The following is a 17,525-nucleotide window of genomic DNA, read 5'->3' as shown; positions in this document are numbered from 1 at the left end:
GTGCAGGTGGACTCTGCTCGTGAGTGGCAATAGTCGCGATAGCGACTATTGCCACTCACAGGCTCGGAGGGCTTCCGCCGGGTCGGGCATCGCCGCGATCTCGGCGCGGACCTCGCGGGCGGCGTCGTGCAGAGCGGTGTCCGTCACCAGGCGCGACAGCGACGCCGCCGTGATCGAGCGGGCCGCCACCGAGAGGCCCGCGCCGCGGCGGGCGACGAGATCGGCGTTGTGGCGACGGTCGCCGGGGCCCGGGACGACGAGCTGCGGCGTTCCCGTCGCCAGCGCCGTCAGCACCGTCCCGGCCCCGCCGTGGTGCACGACCGCCGCGGCGTGCGGCAACGCGGCCGAGAGCGGCACCCAGCCGACCGTGCGGACGTTGGGCGGCAACGACTTCCGGGACAGCCGGTCGGTGGGGCGGACGAGGACGATCTCGGCGTCGACGTCGGGTGCCGCGGCGACGACGGCCGCCATCGGGTCGCCGCCCGGCCCGGCGACGGTCGAGCGGCTCACCAGGATGCGGGGCCGCGCGGTGGGCTCGGTGAGCCAGTCCGGCAGGCCGGCGCCGTCGTCGGGAACCGAGCGCATCGGCCGGCCACCCCGGACCCCGACGACGCTGGGCGGCGCGATCGTCAGGACGTCGGCGGGCGGGGGCAGCTCGTCGAGCAGGCCGTGGCGGCGCAGCGCGCGGCGGAACAACGGGCTGCGCACGACCGCCGCGACCAGCGACGGCCCGTCGTACAACGAGTTCTCCTGCAGCACCGCGGGCACCCCGATCCGGGCCGCGGCCAGCGCCCCGGCCGGGGCCAGCGGCTCGTGCACCACGACCTCGGGTTCGAACGCCCCGGCGACGGCGACGACCGCGTCGGCAAGTCCTTCGTTGACCGCGCCGAACAGGAGGCCGACGACGTCGGTCCCCGCCTCCCCGGCCAGCTCGCGACGGGCCAGCCGGGGGTGGGCGAGCACCGTCCGGGCGGCGCTGCGGGCGAACGACACGTCCTGGGCGACGTCCACGGCGGGCAGGCCGCCGAGGTCGCGGCCGAGGGCGTCGCCACCCGAGGCGACCACGACCTCGTGGCCCAGCTCCGCGAGCGTGCGCGCCATGGGCAGCATGGGCAGCAGGTGCCCGACCAGTGGCGCGGCGACGACGAGGATGCGCACCCGGTCAGTTCCCCAGGCCCGCCAGGCGGCCGACGGCCTCGGTGAGCACCTCGTCGCGCTTGCAGAACGCGAACCGCACGAGCGGCCGCATCGCCTCGACACCCTCGGGCGACGACGCGAACACCGACACCGGGACGGCCGCGACGCCGCACAGCGACGGCAGGTCGTAGGCGAGCTTGTAGCCGTCCTCGAAGCCCAGCGGCCGCCCGTCGACGACGATGAAGTAGGTCCCGCGCGGCTGGTAGACGGTGAACCCGGCCGCCTTCAGCCCGGCGGAGAGCAGCTCGCGCTTGCCGCGCAACGACGTCGCGATGCTGGTGTAGAACTCGTCCGGGAGCCCGAGAGCGGTGGCGACCGCGGGCTGCAGGGGCGCGCCCGCGGTGTAGCTGAGGAACTGCTTGACCGCGCGGGTGGCCGCGACCAGCTCCGACGGGCCGTGGATCCAGCCGATCTTCCAGCCCGTCACCGAGAACGTCTTGCCCGCCGACGAGATCGTCAGCGTCCGCTCGGCCATCCCGGGCAGCGTGGCGATCGGGATGTGCGGGACGTCGAAGGTCATGTGCTCGTAGACCTCGTCCGAGACGACGACGACGTCGTGCTCGGTGGCGAGGTCGGCGACGATCTGCAGCTGTTCGCGGTCGAACACCGCGCCCGTCGGGTTGTGCGGGGAGTTGAGCAGGATCATCCGGGTGCGCGCGGAGAAGGCGGCGCGCAGCTCGTCGGGGTCGAAGGCGAAGTCGGGGGCCCGCAGCGGGACGGTGCGCAGCGTCGCCCCGGAGAGCGCGGTCATCGCCGGGTAGGAGTCGTAGTAGGGCTCGAACGCGATGACCTCGTCGCCGGTCGTGCACAGCGACAGCACGGCCGACGCGATCGCCTCGGTCGCGCCCACGGTGACGAGCACGTCGGCCGGGTCGACCTCCAGGCCGTAGAACCGCTGCTGGTGGGCGGCGACGGCCTCCCGCAGCGCCGGGACGCCCGGCCCCGGCGGGTACTGGTTGACACCGCCCGTGATGTTCGCGGCGGCGTCGGCGAGCAGGCTCTCGGGGCCGTCGGTGTCGGGGAAGCCCTGGCCGAGGTTGATCGCACCGGTGTCGACCGCGAGCTGGGTGATCTCGGCGAAGATCGTCGAGGTGAAGGGCGTCATGCGCTCGACCAGCATGGTCACCGAGGTTAGCCTCCGCGCTTTGCGATCGCGCGGATCAGCCCGGGTGCGAGACGTGACGCCAGCAACCCGACGTGCGCCTCCGCCGTCACGGGGGCCAGCGCCAGGTCCTTCTCGACGGCCCGCACCAGCTTCGTCGCGACGCGATCGGGGGTGTAGTTGCGTCGCCGGTAGGCCTCGGTCGCCGCGTCGCGGCTGCGCTGCTCGGCCTCCGGGTCCTGCCCGGCGAAGCGAGAGGTGGCGGTGATGTCGGTGTGCACGAAGCCCGGGCAGAGCGCGGTGACGCCGATGCCGTCGTCGGCCAGCTCGGCGCGCAGGCTCTGCGACAGCGCGAGGACCGCGGCCTTGGTCGTCGCGTAGGCGCTCATCGAGCGGTGCGGCAGGAACGCCGCCGCGGACGCGACGTTGACGATCGACCCGCCCGCCCCGCGCTCCTGCATCAGCGGCACGAACGCGCGGCAGCCGTGCACGACACCCCACAGGTTGACGTCGACGATGCGGCGCCACTCCTCCTCCGTCGTCGCGGTGAAGGGCCCGGCCATTCCGATCCCGGCGTTGTTGACGACGACGTCGGGCACGCCGTGGACCTTCGCGACGTCGGCGGCGAACTGCTCCACCGCGTCGGCGTCGGCGACGTCGAGCGCGTAGGCGACGCCGCCGGTGGCCGCGGCCGTCGCGGCGGCGGCGTCGAGGTCGACGTCGGCGCCCACGACGAACGCCCCGCGCGCCGCGAACGCCCTGGCCGTCTCCCGCCCGATGCCACTCCCGGCACCGGTGACGACGACCACCTTCCGCGCTCGGGCCGGCTCCGGACCACCATCCACATAGGACTTGATCTCCCGTACCGCGCGGGCGACGACGTCCGGGCGGGTCCGCGGCAGCCAGTGCGTCCCGGCCACCTCCCGCACCCACAGCGGCGACGCGAACGTCTCGGCGGAGTGCGCCAGCGACGGTCCGACGTAGGCGTCACCGTGCGGGGCGAGGACCTGCGTCGGTACCGACGTGACCCGGCGCTGCGGGGAACGCACCCGGTCGCCGATATTGGCGCGGTAGAGCTCGAGCCCGTTGACGGCGGTCCTGATGGACGGCCGCGCAATCCGCTCCCGGCGCGCCAGCACGGCCCCGAAGATCCCGCTGCGCCACGCCAGGACGGGGACGACCGGGAGCCGGAAGAACGAGATGTACCAGGACCTCCTGGCCTGCCTGCGACGCTCACGTGCCGGCGCGGTGCGGAACCACCGTCCGATGTGGTCGAGGCACGGCCCGGAGATCGACGTGTACGACGCGAGCCGGTCGCGGAAGTCCGGGTCGGTGACGAGGTGCCACGACTGCACCGAGCCCCAGTCGTGCGCGAGCAGGTGCACCGGCGCGTCGGGGCTGACGGCGTCGATCACGGCCGCGAGGTCGGCGGCGAGCCGGTCGATCCGGTACGCGTCGCGCCGCCGCGGTGCCTGCGACCCGCCCGCACCCCGGACGTCGTAGGTGACGACGTGGTGGTCGACCACGAGGTCGGCGACCACGTCGTCCCACACGTGCCGGTCGTCGGGATAGCCGTGGACGGCGACGACCGTCGGCATCGAGGGGTCGCCGTGCTCCCGCACGGCGAGCCGCAGACCGTCGGACGTCCTGACCTCGTCGACCATGGGCCGAGCCTAGGAGGGCAACCGGAGTGCAGCCGGTCACACCACGGGCATCGGGGAACCTTCAACCGTTTCGGGATGTTGCACTTGTCCGTGACCGATACCTCCCGAACCGCCGTACCGGGACGGTTGCGCCTCGCGCTGCTGCTCGGCGCCTTCGTCGCCCTGGGTCCTCTGACCATCGACATGTACCTGCCGGCGCTCCCGCAGATCAGCGACGAGCTGAACGCCTCCGAGAGCCTCGTCCAGCTCACCCTCACCGGAACGCTCGCCGGGCTCGCGCTCGGCCAGCTGTTCATCGGGCCGATGTCCGACGCGATCGGCCGCCGCAAGCCGTTGTTCGCGGGCGCGCTGCTGCACCTCGCCGCGTCGCTGCTCGTCCTGATCGCGCCGAACATCGAGGTCCTCGGTGTGCTGCGTGTCCTGCAGGGCATCGGGACCGCGGCCGGTGCCGTCGTGGCGCTGGCGATCGTGCGCGACCTCTACTTCGGCCGCGACGCGGCCAACCTGCTGTCCCGGCTGATGCTCGTCATGGGCGCCGCGCCGGTCCTCGCGCCGACGATCGGTGGCGGCGTCCTGCACTTCACCGACTGGCGCGGCGTCTTCGTCGTGCTCGCCGTCTACGCGGCGCTGCTGCTGCCGCTGGCCTGGAAGGTCCTGCCGGAGACGCTGCCCGTCGAGCGCCGGCGCAGTGCCCGCATCGGCGCCACGTTCCGCACCTACGGCGGACTGCTCCGCGACCGCGTCTTCGTCGGCCTCGTGCTCGTCGCGGGTTTCACGATGGCGGCGCTGTTCGGCTACGTCTCGGGCGCGTCGTTCGTCTACCAGGAGCAGTTCGGGCTCGGTCAGCAGACGTTCGGCCTGGTGTTCGGCGCGGGCGCGATCTGGCTGATCGTGGGCACCCAGTTCAACCCGGTGCTGCTGCGCCGCTGGGAGCCGCGCCAGATCCTGTCCGGCGCCGCCGTCCTCGGCACGGTGGCGGGCCTCGTCCTTATCGCGGTCGGCGCGACGGGCGCGGGCGGGCTCGTCGGCATCCTGATCCCGATGTGGGCGGTGCTGGCGGCCGCGGGCGTCATGATGCCCAACGCGCCCGCGGTGGCGCTGTCGTCGCACGGTGAGGCGGCCGGGACCGCGGCCGCCCTGCTGGGCGCGGTGCAGTTCGGTGTCGGCGCCGCGGTGTCACCGCTGGTCGGGGCCCTGGGTAACGACGCGCTCGCGATGACGACGGTCGTCGCCGGTGGGATGGCGGTGGCCCTGGTGGTGCTGCTGGTGGTGGTGCGGCCGTGGACTCTGCCCGACGTGGAGGAGGCGCCGGTTGCGGCCGCCGAGGTCGACGTCGCGGCGACACCCTGACACCTGTGAGTGGCGATGGTCGCTATAGCGACCATCGCCACTCACGACCGCTTCTCGGCTCGGGCGCCCGGGTCCGTCACGTGCGGGCGGGCGCCGTGAGCTGCTCGATCGCCCATTGCGCCCAGCTGTGGACCGCCTCGAACTGGCGCAGGCCGTACTCGGCGGCGAGCTGACCGAACCCCTCCGGGCCCGGCTCCACCGGACCGGCGTCCTCGCGGATCGCGCGCAGCACGTCGGCCTGCTGCGCCGTCGACTCCGCGATGCGTTCCAGGACCACGACGGCGTCGGCCGGGTCGAGCGCCGAGAGCATGAACATGCGCAGGACCTGCTCGTTGCGGACCTTGCCCTGCCCGGTGGGCGGAGCCATCAGCCAGGTGCGCAGCTCGGCGCGGCCGGCGTCGGTGACGGTGTAGGTCTTGCTGCCGCGCGCGCCCTCGGCGGTGACCTCGACGAGCCCGCGTTCGGCGAGTTTGCCCAGCTCGGGGTAGATGCTCGTGTGCCCGGCCTGCCACGCGTAGCGGCCGAGGTCGGTCTCGAACGCCTTGGTCAGCTCGTACCCGGACCGCGGCTGGACGGCCAGGAGTCCGAGCAGCGCGTGCGTCAACGACATGCCGCAACCATACATGTCAAACTCGACATGTCGAAACTTTCAGCCAACCGCTTGACATGTCATTTCTGACAGGTGCAGGCTCGTCGTCGACAGCACATCGAGGAGGACACGATGACCGAGACCACCACCACGCCCGGCGTCACCCTCGAGGGCTACCTGGCCCCCGTCCCCGACGAGATCGAGGCGCACGACCTGCCCGTCGAAGGCACACTCCCGCCCGAACTCACCGGCCGCTACTTCCGCAACGGCCCCAACCCCCGGCCCGGCGAGACCGCACGACACTGGTTCACCGGCCACGGCATGCTCCACGGCGTCCGCCTCCGCGAGGGCCGCGCCGAGTGGTACCGCAACCGCTGGGTCCGCACGAAGGCCCTCGAGGGCGCCACCATGGTCGGCGCCGACGGCACGTTCGACCGCAGCGTCGGCGTCGCCAACACCCACGTCGTCGAGCACGCCGGCCGGATCATGGCGCTCGTCGAGAGCAGCTTCCCGACCGTCGTCACCCCCGACCTCGCGACGGTCGGCCCCTGCGACTTCGACGGCCGGCTCACCACCGCCATGACCGCCCACCCCAAGATCGACCCGGTCACCGGCGAGCTGCACTTCTTCGGCTACGGCGTCATGCCGCCGTTCGTCACCTACCACCGGCTCACCGCGTCCGGCGAGCTCTGCGCGAGCGCCGAGATCGAGGTCCCCGGCCCGACGATGATGCACGACTTCGCCATCACCGACCGGCACGCCGTCTTCCTCGACCTGCCCATGACCTTCTCCTTCGAACGGCTCGCCACGGGCATGCCCTACGGCTACGACGAGTCCTACGGCGCCCGCATCGGCGTCATGCCCTTCGACCGGCCCGGCCACGTCACCTGGTTCGACGTCGACCCCGGCTACGTCTTCCACGTCGGCAACGCCCACACCGACGCCTCCGGCCGCGTCGTCGTCGACGGCGCGCGGTACTCGCCCGCCGACACCGTCGCCATGTGGGACGACCTCGACACCGACCCCTCCGGGCTGGCCGCCGACGCCGCCGCCACCGGCGCCGCCCGCTACCACCGCTGGGTCCTCGACCCCACCACCGGGAAAGCCACCGAGACCGCACTCGACGACCGCGCCGTCGAGTTCCCCACCGTCGACGACGACCTCGTCGGCCGCGACTCCCGCTACCGGTACGCCGTGTCCCAGGAGCGCGGCACGGCGGGCATCGTCAAGCTCGACATGGTCGCCGGCGCCGTCACCGAACACCCCCTCGGCACCGGAACCGTTGCAGGCGAAGCGGTCTTCGTGCCCTCCACCGCGCCCGACCGCGCCGAGGACGACGGCTGGCTGCTCACCATCACCACCACCCGCGACGGCAAGGCCTCGAACCTGCTCGTCCTCGACGCCACCGACGTCGCCGCCGCACCCGTCGCCACCGTCACCCTGCCGCGCGGTGTCCCGGCCGGCTTCCACGGCTCGTGGATCGACGACACCTCCATCCGGGAGAACTGACATGACCGCCACGCACATCGCAGACCGGGAGACCGACGTGACCGAGCGACCCGCCGGCACCGGCATGCCCGTCGGACCCATGCTGCGCGGCCTGGGCCTCGACCTCGCACTGCCCGTCGTCGCCTACTACGTCCTGCACCTGTTCGGCGTCGGCGACTACGTCGCCCTGCTCGTCGCCGCCCTCGTCGCCGCCGCCCGCGTCGTCGTCTCCGTGGTGCGCCACCGCTCGCTCAACCTCTTCGCCACCGTCATGCTCGTGGTGTTCGGGCTGAGCCTCGCCCTCACCCTGATCAGCGGCGACGAACACTTCTTCCTGCTGAAGAACTCCATCGTCACCGGGGCCGTCGGTCTCACGTTCCTGGCGACGGCCTTCGGCCCCCGCCCGCTGACGCTCGCCGCCGCGGAGTCGTTCAACCCGCGCAAGGGCGCCGACCTGGCCGAGGCGTTCCGCACCGACCCGCGCGTGCGGCGCGGGCACCGGATCTCGTCGACGGTGTGGGGCGCGGGCCTGCTCGCCGAGGCCCTGATCCGCATCCCGCTCGTCTACCTGCTCCCGGTCAGCGTGATGGTCGGCCTGGGCGAGGTCATGTTCCTCGGCGCGATGGCCCTGCTGCTGGCCTGGAACGTCTGGTACGTCCGGCGTGCGCAGGCCCGGGCGCGACAGACGTCCTGAGGCAGGACCTCCCCCGGAGTCGGCACCCACCTGAACCGCAGCCCGGTAGCGCCGCGTCAGGGTAGCCTGACGACAGGCGTCAGGGTGTCTTGACGCCCGGGGAGGCAGCATGAGCAAGGACAAGGGGCCGTGGCGCGACGGCCGACGCGCCTGGGAGCGGCTCGCGTTCTGGTACCCCGACGGCAAGCCGGTGCCCGACGAGGCGGAGCGCGACCCGCTGGCCGCGCTCGGCGACGTCGGGCTGATGCGCCGGCTGCTCGACGAGACCGAGCTCGAAGCCGTCCGCAGCGCGCGGCGGCGCGGGCTGTCGTGGGCGGAGATCGCGACGAAGCTGGGCGTCAGCAGGCAGTCGGCGTGGGAGCGCTGGCGCGACCTCGACACCGACCCGCCCGCACCCGCGGCGGTGCCCGACGACGACACCCGCAGGAGTGTGCGCGGCCGGGCCGCGCGGACGCGGTTCGTGCGGGTGCCGCACGTCGTCGGCAAGACCGTCGAACAGGCCCACAACATCCTCGACGAGCACGGGCTGCTCGCCGTCTCCGCGGACCCCGACGGCCCGCCGCCCGCCGTGCTCCAGCTCGGGCAGCTGGTCGTCTCGGGTCAGAACCCCGACCACGGGGCGAAGGTGCCCGTCGGTACCGCGGTGAAGCTGTGGACCGAACGCGGCGGCGGCTCGGGCGTCCGCGAGCCACGGCGTCCGAAGCCCACCCCGCTCGCCGAGCGCGAGCTGCCCGACGAGGCCTTCGGCCCGCAGCAGGCCGTCGGCTGAACCCCGCTCACGCCGCCAGCGTCGTCCCCGGGTTCGCGTCGGGGGTCTCGGGGGCGACCGGCTCCGCGGGCGTGCGATAGGTGAAGAACGGCAGGAACGCCTGGGTGAGCGGGCCGATCGCGAGCGCGTACAGCACGGTCCCGACGCCCACCGTGCCACCCAGCAGCCAGCCCGTCCCGAGCACGACGACCTCGATCCCGGTGCGCACCAACCGGATCGACCAGCCGGTGCGGGCGGACAGGCCCGTCATCAGACCGTCGCGGGGGCCGGGACCCAGGCGGGCACCGATGTAGAGGGCCGACGCGATCCCGTTGAGGACGATGCCGCCGACCATCATCGTGATCCGCCACGCCAGGCCCGTCGGCTCCGGGAGCAGGGCCAGCGCGATGTCGACGGCGAAGGCGATGACGACGACGTTCGCGACCGTCCCGACGCCCGGTCGCTGCCGCAGCGGGATCCAGATCAGCAGGACGATGACGCCGGTGATGGCGGTGACGACGCCGAAGCTGAGCGGGAACTTCGTGGTCAGGCCCTGGTGCAGGACGTCCCACGGGTTGAGGCCGAGGCCGGCGTGGACCTGCATCGCCATGCTGGTGCCGTAGAGCACGAGGCCGACGAACAGCTGCGGGAGCCTGCGGATCGGGGATCGCGTGACGGGCAGGGGACGCAGATCCGGGCGCGGCACCGTCCGATCGTGCGCCTCGGCGGTCTCCCGGGCCAGGGCCAATCCTCGGCGGGTGGCCTGCGGATCCCGGGCGGTGGAACATTCTTGACCTGAAGTCAGGTACAGCTCTTACCGTCGGCGTCCGTGGACATCAACACGTGGTCGGCCCTGCGCAACGCCTCGACCGACCCAGGCACCCGGCACGCCCCGGCCCGCGTCACAGCCCGGCGGATCGCCGCGTTCGCACGCCCCCATCGTCGACGGCTGGCATGGTTCGTGGGCCTGAGCGTCGTCGGTGCCGTGCTCGCGGTGGCGACGCCGGTGCTGGCCGGCCGGGTCGTCGACGCGATCGTCGGCGGCGGACCGGCGGGCGTGGTCGGCGGGCTGGCGGGGCTGATCGCGCTCATCGCCGTCGCCGAGGCCGGGCTGGGCCTGGTCACCCGCAAGCTCTCCGCGACGATCGGTGAGGACCTCATCCTGCAGCTGCGGACGGCGGTGTTCGACCACGTCCAGCGGATGCCGATCGCGTTCTTCACCCGCACCCGCACGGGGGCGCTGGTCAGCCGCCTGAACAGCGACGTGCTGGGTGCGCAGCGGGCGTTCAGCGACACGCTGTCCGGCGTCGTCGGGAACGTGGTGACCTTGGCGCTGACGCTCGTCGTGATGCTGCAGATCTCGTGGCAGGTCACGGTGCTGGCGCTGGTGCTGCTGCCGGTGTTCGTGCTGCCGGCACGGCTGATGGGCAGGCGACTCGCGGCGTTGCAACGCGAGGGTGCCGACCACAACGCCGCCATGACCGCCCAGATGACCGAGCGGTTCTCCGCGCCCGGCGCGACGCTGGTGAAGCTGTTCGGCCGGCCGGGCGACGAGTCGGCCGACTTCGCGGCCCGCGCGAGCCGGGTACGCGACATCGGGGTGCGGACGGCAATGGTGCAGTGGGTGTTCGTGACAGCGCTGACCGTGGTGTCGGCGCTGGCGCTGGCGCTGGTCTACGGCCTGGGCGGGACGCTGGCGATCGCCGGGACGCTGGAGCCGGGCGCGGTGGTGTCGCTGGCGCTGCTGCTGACGCGGCTCTACGCCCCGCTGACGGCGCTGGCCGGCGCGCGGGTCGAGGTGATGACGGCGCTGGTGAGCTTCGAGCGCGTGTTCGAGGTGCTGGACCTGCCACCGCTGATCGTCGACGCCCCCGACGCACGCCCGTTGCCGGACGGCCCGGTGTCGGTGGAGTTCGACCAGGTGCGGTTCGGCTACCCGGCCGCGTCGCAGGTGTCGCTGGCTTCGCTCGAGGACGTGGCGACGCTCGACACCCGCGGCGGGGTCGAGGTGCTGCACGACGTCTCGTTCCGCGCCGAGCCCGGGCAGCTGGTGGCGGTGGTGGGCTCGTCGGGCGCCGGGAAGTCGACGATGGGCTCGCTGCTGCCGCGGCTGTACGACGTGGACTCCGGCGCGGTGCGGCTCGCGGGCGTCGACGTGCGGGAGCTGTCGGCGGACTCGGTGCGCGCGACCGTCGGCGTGGTGACCCAGGACGGGCACCTGTTCCACGACACGATCCGCGCGAACCTGCTGTTCGCCGCACCCGGCGCGACCGACGAGGACGTCTGGGAGTCGTTGCGCCGCGCCCGCCTGGAGGGCCTGGTCGCAGGCCTTCCCGACGGGCTGGACACGGTCGTCGGCGAGCGCGGGTACCGGCTCTCGGGCGGTGAGCGGCAGCGGCTGACGATCGCGCGGCTGCTGCTGGCCCGCCCGCGGGTCGTGGTGCTCGACGAGGCGACCGCGCACCTGGACTCGACGTCGGAGGCGCAGGTGCAGGAGGCGCTCGGCGAGGCTCTGGAGGGGCGGACGGCGATCGTGATCGCCCACCGGCTCTCGACGGTCCGCGCCGCCGACCGGATCCTCGTCGTGGAGGACGGGCGGATCGTCGAGACGGGCACGCACGACGACCTGCTCGCCGCGGGCGGGCGCTACGCCGACCTGCACCGGACGCAGTTCAGCGACTCCCCGTCGCCGGAGCCGGCCGCCGCGTGATGCCCAGCCTGTGAGTGGCGATAGTCGCTATGGCGACTATCGCCACTCACAAGGGCAGGAGGGCGCCGCGCGCGTCGATGACGTCGAGGTGGTCGACGGTCGGCTCGGCGCCGGGGCGGGCGCCGCCGAAGGCGCGGTCGACCGCGGGATGGATGCGCTCGTCGAAGGCGCGGGTGCAGGCCTCACGGTCGGTCCAGACGTCGATGTAGCGGAGGCCGCCGTCGGGACGGCGGACGCAGAGGTGCAGCAGCGAGCCCTCCAGTGGCTCGGGGTCGATCTCCTCGGTGATCCGGCGGTAGAGCTCCTCGCCGATCGGAACGTCCTGGACGAAGGCGTAGACCATGACGGCCTCCCTTATTGACCCGAACCATCTTCGGATGAATATGGGTAGAGTGGGCCACGTGAGCGGTGACGTCAAGACCCGCCGGCCCTACCGGGCGCCGCGGCGCGCAGAAGGGGCGGCGCGCACCCGAGCCGCGGTGCTCGCGTCGGCGCGGGAGCTGTTCGTCGCCAAGGGGTACCGCCGCACCACCGTCGCCGACGTCGCCGACGGCGCGGGCGTCGCCGTCGACACCGTGTACGCGACGGTCGGCCGCAAACCGGTGATCCTGCGCGAGCTGGTGGAGACGGCCCTCTCCGGCACCGACGAGGCGGTCCCCGGCCCGGAGCGCGACTACGTCACCCGGATGCGCGCCGCCGACGGCGCCGCGCAGATGCTCGCGATCTACGCCGCGGCGATCGGCGCGATCCATCCCCGGCTGGGCCCGGTGTTCCTCGCGTTGCGCGACGCCGCCGTCCAGGACCCGGCCTGTGCGACGCTGTGGGCGGAGATCGCGCAGCGCCGCGCCGCGAACATGCGGCACCTGGCCGCCGAACTGCGTGCCACGGGCGAGCTGCGGCCCGACCTCGACGACGACACCGTCGCCGACATCGTGTGGAGCACGAACGCCGTCGAGTACTGGCTGCTGCTGGTGGGCGAGCGCGGCTGGTCGACCGAGCGGTTCGTCGCCCACCTCACCGACATGTGGACGCGAACCCTCCTCGCACCGCGATGACGGCTCGTGAGCGGCAATAGTCGCTGTAGCGACTATTGCCGCTCACAGGGCTCAGTCCTTGAAGTCCTCCGGCGAGACCTCGTCGATGAACTCACGGAACTCCTCGATCTGCTCCTCCGGCGGGGCGTCGCCACCGTTGGGGAAGAGCGCCGAGATCGGCTGGCCGACCTCGTCGAGGATCTCCTCGGCCATCCCGATCGGCAGGGAGTCGCGGATCGCGAGCGACAGGGCGTCGCTGGGCCGGGCCGGGACGCGGGTGTCCCCGTCGAACACGACGTCGGCGCTGAACGTGCCGCTCGACAGCTCGGTGATCTCGACGCCCTCGATCCGCCGCCCCAGCCCCTCGACGATCGGGACGATCATGTCCTGCGTCAAGGGGGGCTGGGCGTCGGTCCGGACCCCGAACGCGATGACCTCGGCCTGCGGTCCGCGCAGGAAGACCGGGACGCAACGGTCGCCGTCGACCTCCCCGAGCAGCAGCACCGGCTGCCTGCTGGGCGCGTGCACCACCAGCCGCAGTACCCGCATTTCGCGCATCCGTCACCTCCGCGTGGGAGGCGCCGGCCCGGTCCGTCGGCGCCCGGATCGCACAGTGTTGTGCACGGGGGACGCCGCGGCCAGCAGATGGATCATTCTGAGACCGCGGGCCATCCCGGCTTTTCGGGCAGGATGGTGACGTGACTCCGGGGAACGGGTGGCTCGACGTCGTCGCCGCCTGGGAGCGGTTCGCGGGTCGCCGGACCCGGTGGGACCACGTGCGCGCCGTGACGTCGACGGTCCTGCTGGTCGTCGGGTGACACCTAAGCTGACCATGAGCAACGGCCGGGACGGGAGGGAGCACCGATGACGCGGTCCCCCGCCGGATCGGTGCGCGACGCCGCCGACTCGGCCTACCGCGCCGCCGCCGACGCCTTCCTCGCCCTCGACGAGGCCGAGCTGTCCGCCCGCCAGGCCGCCGATGCCCTGATCGCGCTGGAGCCGCGCCGCGAGGACGCGATCCGTGCCGACGTCGACTCCTCCTGCAAGGCCGCCAACGCCGCGGTGGTCGACTGGATCACCGCGGTCGACATGCACCAGCCGGCGATCCGCGACCCGCAGGCCGGCCACAGGGCGCTCGCCGCCGCCGCCCGGGAGTTCACCCAGGTCCGAGCCTCGCTCGAACGCGCGACGCCGATGGCCGTCCGCTACCGGCAGCGCCACCAGGACGCACTCGCGAAGCTGGCCGCCGCGTCGGAGAAGCGCGACGTCGCGGCCCGGGCCGCGGTCGTCGCCGTCGACGAGGCCGCGGCCGCCGTCGAACGTGCCCGCGCCGCCGGGCTCGCCCCCGCCGAGCTCGACGCCGCGCTCGCCGCGGCCCGTGCGCAGGCCGCCGACGCGGGCGCACTCGGCATCGGGCCCGCCGCCGTCAGCGCGTGGGGCGCGGTCGAGGCCGCGGCCCGTGAGGTGCTCGCCGCGGCCGAACGTGCCGAGCGGGTGCGCACCGACCTGCCCAAGCGCGTCCGCTCCCTCGCCACCCGCGCGGCGGGCATCGAGGGACGCGCGGAGTCGTTGCCCGACAAGCTGTCCACCCTGCGGCGCAGCTACTCCCTCGCCTGCTCCGCCGGGCTGGAACGGGCGGGCGACGAGGTTTCGGGCGCCGTCACCACCGGCCGGCGCGCGCTCGCCGCCGCCGAGACCGCGATGGGCGCCGACGACTGGGTGCGCGCGGTCCGCGAGGTCGACACCGCCCGTACGTCGCTCGACAGCGCGGAGAAGGTGCTCACCGCCGTCGCCGACCGGCTGACGATGCTCGACGACGTCCGCGCCGACCCCCGGGGACGCCTCGACAAGGCGCGGTTCACCCTGCGCGACGCGCAACGGCTCGTCGTCGCCACCGGGCAGCGCGTCGCCGACGAGATCCCGACGCTCGACGCGCTGGCCGCCCGGCTCGACCGCGCTCCCGAGCTGCTCGAGGCCACCCACCCCGACTACTGGTCCTACCTGCAGGAGCTCGACGCCGTGTCGCGCGGCGCGCAGGACGCCGTCACCCGGGTCCGGGAGCGGATCGCCGGCGGGTGATCAGCGCTCCCCGCGCATCTCCCCCAGACGCTGCTCCACCGAGTCCGGCGCGCCCGGCGTCGCCGCCCCACGTCCGCGCGCCGAGGCTGCGGCGACCTCCGCGTCGGCACCCGCCCGGTACGACAGCGCCTCCGCCTGGTCCCGGGTGCGGGCGAGCAGGGCGGCCGGGTCGTCGTCGGCACCCGGGGCCGACGCCAGCGCCGCCGCGGCGCGCTCCTGCGCCTCGGCCGCCGACAACGTCGCCAGCACCGTGGCCTTCTCGGCCTCCATGCGGTCGAGGTCGTCGCGCAGCCTGGCCGTCATCTCCCGCATCTGCACGAGCTGGTTCGCGATCTGGTCGCGGTGCGCGGTGAGGCCCTCGATCTGCTCGGCCAGTCCCGCCTGGCGCACCAGTAGCCGGCGCGCCTCGTCCTCACGGCCGGCGCGCAGCTGTTCACGGGCCGCGTCGTCGAGCTCCGCGATCTCGCCGCGGTAGCGCGCGATCAACAGCTCCAGCCGCCGACGGCCGGTGGCCACCTCGGCCATCCCCAGCCGCGCGGCCGCGTGCTCCTCGACACGGCGGGCGACCGCCTCCTCCAGCTGACGGCGGGGATCGGCCGGCGGCGGCGGGTCGGGCTCACGCCCGCCACCGAAGAGCCGTCTGAGCACCATCCCGGGTCCCCCCGCCGCCCTTCGGGTCAGCCCACGTTGACGCCGTAGTCCCGCGCGATCCCCGCGAGCCCGGACGCGTAGCCCTGGCCGACGGCACGGAACTTCCAGTCGCCGTTGTGCCGGTACACCTCGCCGAAGATCATCGCGGTCTCGGTGGAGGCGTCCTCGGTGAGGTCGTAGCGGGCGATCTCGACGCCGTTCTCCTGGTTCACCACACGGATGAACGCGTTGGAGACCTGCCCGAAGTTCTGCAGCCGGGCGTCGGCGTCGTAGATGCTCACCGGGAAGACGATCTTCGCGACGTCGTCCGACACCTTCGCGAGGTCGATCTTGATCGCCTCGTCGTCGCCCTCGCCGTCACCGGTCAGGTTGTCGCCGGTGTGCTCGATCGTGCCGTCCGGGCTCACGAGGTTGTTGAAGAACACGAAGTGCTGATCGGACAGCACGCGCCCCGAGGCGCCGCACGCCAGGGCGGAGGCGTCGAGGTCGAAGTCGTGCCCCGTGGTCACCCGCGCATCCCAGCCCAGGCCGATCAGCACGGCCGTGAGGCCCGGAGCCTCCTTCGAGAGGCTGACGTTTCCACCCTTGGCAAGGCTCACACTCACGAACTGCTCCACCTTCCGCTAGCCGGACGATCCCACCCCGAGTATTCCCTATCGGACGCCGCTCATGAGGCGACGGACGAGAGGGGTGATCGCCAGCAGCAGGAGCCCCACACCGATCGCGACAGCACCGAGTATGCCGAAGTACGCCACCTCGTCCTGCGCGTTGTAGTACCCCGCCAGCGTGCCCGACAACGCCGTCCCGAGCGCGATGGAGAGGAAGAACAGCGCCACCATCTGCGTCCGGTACGACTCCGGCGCGAGCTTCGTCGACACCGACAGACCCACCGGCGACAGCAGCAGCTCACCGATCGTGAACACGAACAGGATGCCGACGATGCCCAGCAGCGGCGCACTGTTCGGGCCGCCACCGGCCATCGGCAGGAACAGCAGGAAGCCGACGCCGACGATCGCGACACCCATCGCGAACTTGATCGGGGTCGACGGGGCCCGGTTGCCCAGCTTCGTCCAGATCACCGTGAACACCCCGGACAGGATGATGATGAAGACGGGGTTGATCGACTGCACCCACGCCACCGGCATCTCCCAGCCGAACAGGTCGCGGTCGAGCCGGGTGTCGGAGTAGATCGTCAGCACCGTGAACTGCTGCTGGTAGAGCGACCAGAACGCCGCGCTGGCGATGAACAGCGGGATGAACGCCAGCACCCGCCTGCGCTCGACCGCGTCCACCTTGCGGCTCGTGAGCAGCAACGCGAAGTAGGCGATCGCGGCCACGATCGTCACACCGATGACGATGAGGTCCAGCCGGTCGGCCGCCAGCACCCCCGTCAGCGCCAGCACGACGATGACGACGGCCACGACGACAGCCGCGGCGATCGTGATCGTCCGCTCCCGCGGCGCCAGCGGTGAGGGCACCTCCCGGGCGCTGTCGGGCAGGTGCTTGCGCCCGAACGAGTACTGGATCAGGCCCAGCGCCATACCGACGGCGGCGAGCCCGAATCCCCAGTGGAACCCGGCGGTGCTCTGCAGCAGGCCGGTGAGCAGCGGCCCGACGAGCGCGCCCAGGTTGATGCCCAGGTAGAACAGCGAGAACCCGGCGTCGCGACGCGGGTCGTCGGTCTCGTAGAGGGTGCCGACGAGGCTCGTGGCCGTCGCCTTCACCCCGCCGCTGCCGACGGCGATCAGCACGAGGCCGACGCCCACGCCGAGCAGCCCCGGCAGCGCCGACAGCGCGATGTGGCCGAGCATGACGACGACCGCGGCGTAGAACAGCACCCGCTCCGGGCCGGCGACCCGGTCGGCGATCCACGCGCCGAGGATCGTCGACAGATAGACGAGGCCGCCGTAGGCGCCGACGATGCCCGTCGCGACGCCCCGGTCGACGCCGAGACCGCCCTCCGCGACGGAGTAGTACAGATAGATCAGCAGGATGCCCTGCATCCCGTAGAACGAGAAGCGTTCCCACATCTCGACGCCGAACAGGCTCGCCAGAGTGCGGGGCTGCCCGAAGAAGGTCCGCTCCGGACGTGTCGGGCGTTCGGTGACGTCGCTCACGCGATCACAGTGCACCCGGACCGGCACACTGCGCTACGCGCGGCGCAGGTGCACCCGTGTTGTTGCACGAACGGCACAGTGACGCGATTCAGTTGCGCGAAA

General features: G+C 72.8%; 17 protein-coding genes. 7 read left to right on the top strand and 10 right to left on the bottom strand.

All coding sequences use genetic code 11. The features are described 5' to 3' along the window. Positions 1 to 45: 45 nt before the first annotated feature. Genes PSU4_RS24525 through PSU4_RS24515 form a run of 3 tightly spaced genes read right to left on the bottom strand, consistent with a single transcriptional unit; the run spans position 46 to position 3,963 of the window. Positions 46 to 1,158, bottom strand: a complete 1,113-nt coding sequence (locus tag PSU4_RS24525; protein ID WP_147113083.1) for a glycosyltransferase — start codon at positions 1,156 to 1,158, stop codon at positions 46 to 48. Between the two features lie 4 nt (positions 1,159 to 1,162). Continuing rightward, the gene (locus PSU4_RS24520; protein ID WP_147113113.1) at positions 1,163 to 2,317 is read right to left on the bottom strand and encodes a pyridoxal phosphate-dependent aminotransferase; all 1,155 of its coding nucleotides are present in this window, start codon (positions 2,315 to 2,317) and stop codon (positions 1,163 to 1,165) included. 11 nt (positions 2,318 to 2,328) lie between these two features. Beyond that, the gene (locus tag PSU4_RS24515) at positions 2,329 to 3,963 is read right to left on the bottom strand and encodes an SDR family oxidoreductase (RefSeq protein ID WP_147113079.1); all 1,635 of its coding nucleotides are present in this window, start codon (positions 3,961 to 3,963) and stop codon (positions 2,329 to 2,331) included. A gap of 75 nt (positions 3,964 to 4,038) precedes the next feature. Here PSU4_RS24515 and PSU4_RS24510 point away from each other — a divergent pair, with 75 nt between their 5' ends. After that, positions 4,039 to 5,313, top strand: coding sequence for a multidrug effflux MFS transporter (locus PSU4_RS24510; protein WP_147113076.1), 1,275 nt, complete (start codon positions 4,039 to 4,041; stop codon positions 5,311 to 5,313). A 76-nt stretch (positions 5,314 to 5,389) separates the two neighbouring features. Here PSU4_RS24510 and PSU4_RS24505 read toward each other — a convergent pair whose 3' ends face one another. After that, positions 5,390 to 5,923, bottom strand: a complete 534-nt coding sequence (locus tag PSU4_RS24505) for a PadR family transcriptional regulator (protein ID WP_147113072.1) — start codon at positions 5,921 to 5,923, stop codon at positions 5,390 to 5,392. A 111-nt stretch (positions 5,924 to 6,034) separates the two neighbouring features. Here PSU4_RS24505 and PSU4_RS24500 point away from each other — a divergent pair, with 111 nt between their 5' ends. The 3 genes from PSU4_RS24500 to PSU4_RS24490 all read left to right on the top strand — a co-directional run bounded on the left by PSU4_RS24500 (position 6,035) and on the right by PSU4_RS24490 (position 8,853). Further along, on the top strand, positions 6,035 to 7,411 hold the full coding sequence (locus tag PSU4_RS24500) for a carotenoid oxygenase family protein (RefSeq protein ID WP_147113069.1): 1,377 nt from the start codon (positions 6,035 to 6,037) through the stop codon (positions 7,409 to 7,411). Position 7,412: 1 nt separating this feature from the next. Then, positions 7,413 to 8,084, top strand: a complete 672-nt coding sequence (locus tag PSU4_RS24495) for a VC0807 family protein (RefSeq protein ID WP_147113066.1) — start codon at positions 7,413 to 7,415, stop codon at positions 8,082 to 8,084. Between the two features lie 109 nt (positions 8,085 to 8,193). After that, positions 8,194 to 8,853, top strand: coding sequence for a PASTA domain-containing protein (locus PSU4_RS24490; protein WP_147113063.1), 660 nt, complete (start codon positions 8,194 to 8,196; stop codon positions 8,851 to 8,853). Positions 8,854 to 8,860: 7 nt separating this feature from the next. Here PSU4_RS24490 and yczE read toward each other — a convergent pair whose 3' ends face one another. Next, the gene (gene yczE / locus PSU4_RS24485; RefSeq protein ID WP_147113060.1) at positions 8,861 to 9,538 is read right to left on the bottom strand and encodes a membrane protein YczE; all 678 of its coding nucleotides are present in this window, start codon (positions 9,536 to 9,538) and stop codon (positions 8,861 to 8,863) included. 123 nt (positions 9,539 to 9,661) lie between these two features. Here yczE and PSU4_RS24480 point away from each other — a divergent pair, with 123 nt between their 5' ends. Next, positions 9,662 to 11,542, top strand: a complete 1,881-nt coding sequence (locus PSU4_RS24480; protein WP_147113057.1) for an ABC transporter ATP-binding protein — start codon at positions 9,662 to 9,664, stop codon at positions 11,540 to 11,542. A 46-nt stretch (positions 11,543 to 11,588) separates the two neighbouring features. Here PSU4_RS24480 and PSU4_RS24475 read toward each other — a convergent pair whose 3' ends face one another. Next, entirely contained in the window at positions 11,589 to 11,885 is a 297-nt protein-coding gene (locus PSU4_RS24475; RefSeq protein WP_147113054.1) for a hypothetical protein, read from the bottom strand. Between the two features lie 58 nt (positions 11,886 to 11,943). On the opposite strand from PSU4_RS24475, the gene PSU4_RS24470 reads away from it, so the two are divergent. After that, positions 11,944 to 12,597, top strand: a complete 654-nt coding sequence (locus PSU4_RS24470; protein WP_147113050.1) for a TetR/AcrR family transcriptional regulator — start codon at positions 11,944 to 11,946, stop codon at positions 12,595 to 12,597. A 51-nt stretch (positions 12,598 to 12,648) separates the two neighbouring features. Here the strand turns inward: PSU4_RS24470 and PSU4_RS24465 are convergent, their stop codons facing one another. Further along, on the bottom strand, positions 12,649 to 13,134 hold the full coding sequence (locus PSU4_RS24465; protein WP_147113047.1) for a bifunctional nuclease family protein: 486 nt from the start codon (positions 13,132 to 13,134) through the stop codon (positions 12,649 to 12,651). 306 nt (positions 13,135 to 13,440) lie between these two features. On the opposite strand from PSU4_RS24465, the gene PSU4_RS24460 reads away from it, so the two are divergent. Beyond that, on the top strand, positions 13,441 to 14,655 hold the full coding sequence (locus tag PSU4_RS24460; protein ID WP_147113045.1) for a hypothetical protein: 1,215 nt from the start codon (positions 13,441 to 13,443) through the stop codon (positions 14,653 to 14,655). On the opposite strand, the gene PSU4_RS24455 is transcribed toward PSU4_RS24460, so the two are convergent. The 3 genes from PSU4_RS24455 to PSU4_RS24445 are packed head-to-tail and all read right to left on the bottom strand — an operon-like array spanning position 14,656 to position 17,423. Further along, complete coding sequence (locus PSU4_RS24455; protein ID WP_147113042.1) at positions 14,656 to 15,306, bottom strand: PspA/IM30 family protein; 651 nt, start codon at positions 15,304 to 15,306, stop codon at positions 14,656 to 14,658. A 26-nt stretch (positions 15,307 to 15,332) separates the two neighbouring features. Next, positions 15,333 to 15,911: a TerD family protein gene (locus PSU4_RS24450; RefSeq protein WP_147113039.1), complete on the bottom strand. Its 579-nt coding sequence runs from the start codon at positions 15,909 to 15,911 to the stop codon at positions 15,333 to 15,335. Between the two features lie 48 nt (positions 15,912 to 15,959). Further along, the gene (locus tag PSU4_RS24445; RefSeq protein ID WP_281290731.1) at positions 15,960 to 17,423 is read right to left on the bottom strand and encodes a peptide MFS transporter; all 1,464 of its coding nucleotides are present in this window, start codon (positions 17,421 to 17,423) and stop codon (positions 15,960 to 15,962) included. Positions 17,424 to 17,525: the final 102 nt, after the last annotated feature.

Origin of the sequence: Pseudonocardia sulfidoxydans NBRC 16205 (assembly GCF_007989085.1) — a bacterium.
Classification (GTDB): Bacteria; Actinomycetota; Actinomycetes; order Mycobacteriales; family Pseudonocardiaceae; genus Pseudonocardia; species Pseudonocardia sulfidoxydans.
The sequence above is the reverse complement of the archived record's forward strand: the minus strand, read 5'-3'. Positions and strand labels throughout refer to the sequence as shown.